General features: G+C 67.3%; 5 protein-coding genes. All 5 read left to right on the top strand.

Annotated features, from left to right (window positions below; genetic code table 11):
• Window positions 1-680: 680 nt before the first annotated feature.
• Window positions 681-2,036 carry a radical SAM protein gene (locus EB084_18465; GenBank protein NDD30245.1) on the top strand — a complete coding sequence of 452 codons (1,356 nt, stop codon included), beginning with the start codon at window positions 681-683 and terminating at the stop codon, window positions 2,034-2,036.
• Between the two features lie 55 nt (window positions 2,037-2,091).
• A complete protein-coding gene (locus EB084_18460; protein ID NDD30244.1) occupies window positions 2,092-2,454 on the top strand; it encodes a globin in 363 nt (120 codons plus the stop codon).
• Between the two features lie 84 nt (window positions 2,455-2,538).
• Complete coding sequence (locus tag EB084_18455) at window positions 2,539-3,318, top strand: PilZ domain-containing protein (protein NDD30243.1); 780 nt, start codon at window positions 2,539-2,541, stop codon at window positions 3,316-3,318.
• Window positions 3,319-3,392: 74 nt separating this feature from the next.
• Complete coding sequence (locus tag EB084_18450) at window positions 3,393-4,670, top strand: Zn-dependent hydrolase (GenBank protein ID NDD30242.1); 1,278 nt, start codon at window positions 3,393-3,395, stop codon at window positions 4,668-4,670.
• Window positions 4,671-4,672: 2 nt separating this feature from the next.
• Window positions 4,673-5,610, top strand: a 938-nt coding sequence (locus EB084_18445) for a hypothetical protein (GenBank protein ID NDD30241.1), incomplete at its 3' end; no start/stop codon positions are given.

Below are 5,610 nucleotides of genomic sequence, written 5' to 3'. Positions count from 1 at the left end.
CCTCGCCAACTTTGGCGGCGGAGCCGGCTGGGTCAACTCGCACAACGGCAACTACTCCTCCGTGCGCTTCTAGGGGCACATGGCCTCGGAAGACGACACGCCTGTCGCCCTGCCTCGGCTGATCCCAGCCGAGGCAGCGTCGTTCTCGGGCCCGGCCTGTGTGGTGGTCGTCTCCTCGGAAGAGGAGAGGGCTGCTGCCATGGCGCTGCCCTCGGAACGCGTGGCCTGGATCGAGGCACCACTTGGCCTCGCTGGCGCCCCCGACCTGAAGGCCTGGCGCCTCGACGTGACGCTCACCGATCCGGGAAGAGAAGCGGCGGGCCTCTACGCCCTGGCACGGGCGCGTGAGGGGGCCCCCACCCGGGTGAGCATGCCCGCAATCGCGGGGGTGGCCAAAGCCGGACAGGTCGCTCTTGCGCTGCACCTGCCGGCCCGCATCATTCCAGCACAGCCCTCGGCCGAGGCGGTAGGCGAGCTCGAGACCCTGCTCGACCGCTACCTGCACGACCCGCTGGCCACGGCCCCCATCGAGCCGTTCCACGGCGCCCTCACGCGCATCATCCACGGCGCGTCAGACACCCTCTGGCATCGGGTGGAGGCCACCCCACCGCCCCCTGCGCACGAGGCGGAATCGGGCGATCAGAGCCTGGAGGCCCATCTCGCCCGACTCGTGGAGGCGAATGCCGAATGCGCAAGCTGCCCGCTGCAGATGTGGTGCGTGGGCTATTTCAAGTCACCGGATGCAGCCTACGACTGCGCGCACGTCAGACGGCTGTTCAGCCAGCTCGAGCGCGAGGCGCAGGCGCTGCAGGCCGACGCCCTTGCGGCCGACGAGCGAGAATCGCCGGCGCGATCTTCGTGATGGAGCCCTCATGATCGGAAAGCCTCTCAGCATCATCCTGCTGCCCACGCTCGAGTGCAACGTGGCCTGCGACTACTGCTTCGAAGAGAAGTCGAAGGTGCGCCTCACCCTCGAGCAGCTGCCCGTGCTGACCGAGCGACTGGTTGAGCACATGGCGCTCAACCAGAGCATCGAGGCCGAGGTCTACTGGCAAGGGGGCGAGGTGATGATGCTCGGCCCCGCCTGGTTTGAGAAGGCCAACGCCGTCATGGGCGAGGCGGCCGCCGCCCGAGGCCTGCGCTTCCGCCACCATCTCCAGACCAACCTCATCGGCTGGAGCGCGCGATGGCACGATGTGGTGCGGTCGATGTTCGGAGGTTCGCTGGGCACGTCGATGGACTACCCCAACAACCACCGTCGCCTCATGAACGGGAGCACCGAGAAGTACACCGAGCTCTGGCTGCGCGCCGTGGCTGACGCGCAGCAGGCCGGCATCGGCGTGGGATGCATCGCGGTTCTCCATCCCGGAAGCCTCGAGGCCGGACCGCAAGCCTTCTACCGCTTCTACACAGAGACCGCGCGGCTCACCGAGTTCCAGGTCAACATGCCGTTCCCCGGCGGACCCGGAGTAGGGGGCGACACCCTCTCGACCGCTCCGCTGAGCGCATTTCTGACCGGCCTGCTCGATACCTGGCTCGAGCACGGATACGACCACGGCGTCAGCGTGGGTCCCTTCGACGAGATCATCAAGGCCTTCCGCGGGAGGCCTGCGCGCCTGTCGTGCATATGGCAGCAGAACTGCGCCAACGAGTTCATCTCCATCGATGCGCGCGGCCAGACGGCGCTCTGCGACTGCTGGGTGACGAGCTACCCGGAGCACAGCTTCGGAAATGTGCTCGGAAAGCAATCACTGAGCGAAATGCTGGGGGCCAGCCCTGCCCGCGAGCGCTTCCTCGAGCGCCCCGCGCATCTCATCGAGCACGACGCGTGCGGAACCTGCACCTGGCTGTCGATGTGCCACGGCGGCTGTCCGGTGCGCACCTTCACCGCGCTGGGAACCGTCTTCGCCCGCGACCCGTACTGCGAGGTCTACAAGACGCTGTTCTCGCACGCCCGCAGAGCAGCCGCAGCCTTGGCGGCGCGTCGGAGAGAGCCCGCCGCCCACCCGCGTCCCGCACCCGGCGTTCCGGTGTGAGGGCCGCCGGTGTGACGAAGCCCTGCGCCGTGGAGGTACAGACGTGGACGAATCGATGATCGCCGAGGCCGTGGGCGGCGCCCCGGCCTTTGAGTTGCTCGTGGAAGCCTTCTACCAGGGGGTTGAGAGCGACCCTCCGCTGCGTGCCCTCTACCCCGCCGACCTCGGGCCTGGAAAGCGTCACCTGGCCCTGTTCCTGCTGCAGCGATTCGGCGGTCCGTCGACCTACGACAGCCTTCGAGGCCACCCGCGGCTGCGCATGCGTCACATGCCGTTCGCCATCGACACGGTGATGCGCGACGCGTGGGTGCGCCACATGCAGAACGCCATTCGCCTGACGCCGGCCTTCGCCCCCCACGAGTCGCGTCTCATGCCGTACTTCGAGGAGGCCGCCACCTTCCTGGTGAACACTGATTGAGCAGGTAGAGCGCAGAGCGCGTGCGACACAGCGGTTGCCGCCGAGACGCGCCTGCGCGAAGCACGGCAAGGAGAGGGTGCACCGATGGGCTGGATCGACATCATCGAACGCCTCAAGAACGCGGTCGGCCTGACCGACAACCAGATCGCCTCCCTGGAGCGCCGGGGGCGGTTGCGGGTCCAGAAGCGGGTCCCGCTGGTGGGCATCCGCCCGAACAGCGAACAGGTCCACATGGTGGCGCTCGACTTCGCCCAGCGCGGCATCCGCGTAGAGACGGGCAGAGCCGTGCAGAAGGATGAGCTCTTCACCCTCTACGTCACCCGCAAGGCAAGCCAGGTCTTTCGCGACGTGGAGTTCTCCACCGACGATACGGCTCCACGCGCCAGCGTGGTCTGGGTGAAGTATCTCAAGGACAAGATGAGCTGGGAGGCGGGGCTGTCGTTCCACATGGAGACAGACACAGAGGTTGCCAACGTCGCCCTCTTCCTGCTCGAGGACTGTGGCATCAGCATCGGCGAGGGCCGTGAGCACCGCACCTCGCCCCGTCTGAGCACAGAGCTCGATGCGTCGATGAAGATCGTGTCAACACACGAGACCATTGCGGGCAAGGTGCGCGACATCGCCGTGGGGGGGCTTCTCTTGATGGTGCCGGTAGCGGTGCCCCGTCACACCATCGTGGAGCTGACCCTGCAGTTCCCGGGCGACCCGGCGCCGCTCACCTGTCGTGGCGTGGTGGTGCGCTCGCTGCCCAAAGGCACCGATTCGTGTGAGCTCGGCATCGCGCTCACCGTGGTGGCCGACGACCACAAGCAGCGGCTGATCAAGATGCTGTCGAAGCGCCTCACCGAGCAGACGCGGCCCTGAGGCCCGAGCGGAGGGCGAAGGCTGATCGGGGCGAAACGAAGAAGATTCGTCTACCCGTCTCGAGAGGAAGCGCCATGGATACACGGCTCCCTGAAATCAAGCCTCACATCGACCGCGATCGGCTGTACGCGGCCCTCGAAGGGCTTGGGCGCATCGGTCGCTATGTCGACGAGCGCACCGGCCTCGAAGGCGTGAACCGTCTCGCCCTGACCGAAGCCGACGGCGAGGGGCGCCGGCAGGTGGTTGCGTGGATGCGCGCGCTCGGGCTCGAGGTCACCATCGACCGCATCGGCAACGTGTACGGCCTTCGAGCGGGCCGCGAATCGCATCTCGCCCCCGTCATGATGGGCTCGCACATCGACTCGGTGCCCACCGCCGGACGCTTCGACGGCTGCCTGGGCGTTCTGGGCGGGCTCGAGATCGTTCACACATTGAACGACCATCGCATCGAGACCCGCCGTCCCGTGGTGGTGGCCTTCTTCACCGATGAGGAGGGGTGTCGCTTCGGCACCGACATGCTGGGCAGCGCCGTCGCCACGGGGCGTCTCGCCCTCGAAGAGGCCTATGGGCTCACCGACCGCGACGGTCTCATGCTGGTCGACGAGCTCGAGAAGATCGGATTCAAGGGAGAGGCCGACGCCCGCGTGCAGCCCCCCCACGCCTACCTCGAGTGCCACATCGAGCAAGGCCCCATCTTGCGGGCGCAGGGCGTCGACATCGGCGTGGTGCAGGGGGTGCAGGCCATCTCGTGGCATGAGCTCACCATTCAGGGGAAGTCGGCCCACGCCGGAACGACCCCCATGAACCTGCGCGCAGACGCCGGCGTCGCGGCCGCGAAGATCAATCTCAAGCTGCGCGAGATGATCGCGAGCGGACGCCACGGCACGCAGATGCGCGCCACCATGGGCGCCATCACCCCTCACCCTGGGCTCGTCAACATCGTGCCCGGACGGGTGCGCGCCACGGTCGATCTGCGCAATCCGGACGACACCTTCATGCGCAGCGCTGAAGCCGAGATCATCGCCTTCTACGCACAGGTCGAGGCTGAAGAGGGGGTCACCATCACCTGGCGCCAGACCGCCCGCACCGAGTATGTGCCCTTCGACACCCGCGTGCAGGGGCGCATCGCCGCCGCCGCTGACGCCGCTGGGCTGACCCGCAGCGACATCATCTCCGGGGCGGGCCACGACGCGCAGGAGTTCGCGCGCATCGCCCCCACCGCCATGGTCTTCGTGCCGGGCGAGTACGACGGCATCAGCCACAACCCGCGCGAGTTCTCGACCCCAGAGCAGTGCGCGAACGGCGTGAACGTGATGCTCACCGTGCTGCTCGATCTGGCCGAGGAGGCCTGAACATGAGCACACCGCCAGCACCCACGCGAACGGTTCGAGCCGCACTGACCGAGACCATCAACGCCTACCCCCACATGCCCGATACCGTCGAAGGCCTGCCTGCGCTGCACGACCGTCTCGACGACGTGCGACGCGCCAACGTCGACCACCACGTCTCGCTGCTCGCCGAGGCCTCCCGCCAGGGGGCCCGGGTGATCTGCTTCGGCGAGCTGTTCGCCGGCCCGTACTTCGCTATCACCCACGCCCCCATGTGGGTCGGGCTCGCCGAGTCGGCTACCGACGGCCCCACGGTGAAGACGCTGCGCGACGCCGCCCGCCAGAACAACATGATCGTGGTCGCCCCCATCTACGAGTACGACGCCACGGTCGATCGCCGCTTCAACACGGCCGTGCTCATCGACGAGCGGGGTGAGGTCATCGGCAAGTTCCGCAAGGCGCACATCCCACACGGCGCCAACGAGAAGGGCAGCTTTCTCGAGGGGTTCTACTACGACCGCAGCAACGGGGGCAACGGGCAGTGGCCGGCCAACATCTCGAGCGACCCGTTCTTCCCCGTGTTCAAGACCTCGGTGGGCAGCATCGGCATCGCAATCTGCTACGACCGTCACTTCGCGGGGGTCATGTGGAGCCTGGCACGAGAAGGCGCGGAGCTCATCTTCTCGCCCGCCGTTACGTTTGGCGAAAAGTCGCAGCGCATGTGGCACATGGAGTTCCCGGTCGACGCCGTGCGTCACAACGTGTTCATCGGCGGCTCGAACCGGCGGGGTCGTGAGGCGCCGTGGAACCAGGAGTTCTTCGGAGAGAGCTATTTCGTGGGCCCGAACGGCCTGCTCGCCAACCAGAGCAGCCATCCCGACCTGATCATCGCCGACATAAACCTGGGTGAGCTCGCAGGACCTGACCCCTCGGGGTGGAACCTGCAACGCGACTGCCGGCACGA

The sequence above is a fragment of the Pseudomonadota bacterium genome (genome assembly GCA_010028905.1).
Taxonomy (GTDB): domain Bacteria; phylum Vulcanimicrobiota; class Xenobia; order RGZZ01; family RGZZ01; genus RGZZ01.
The sequence above is the reverse complement of the archived record's forward strand: the minus strand, read 5'-3'. Positions and strand labels throughout refer to the sequence as shown.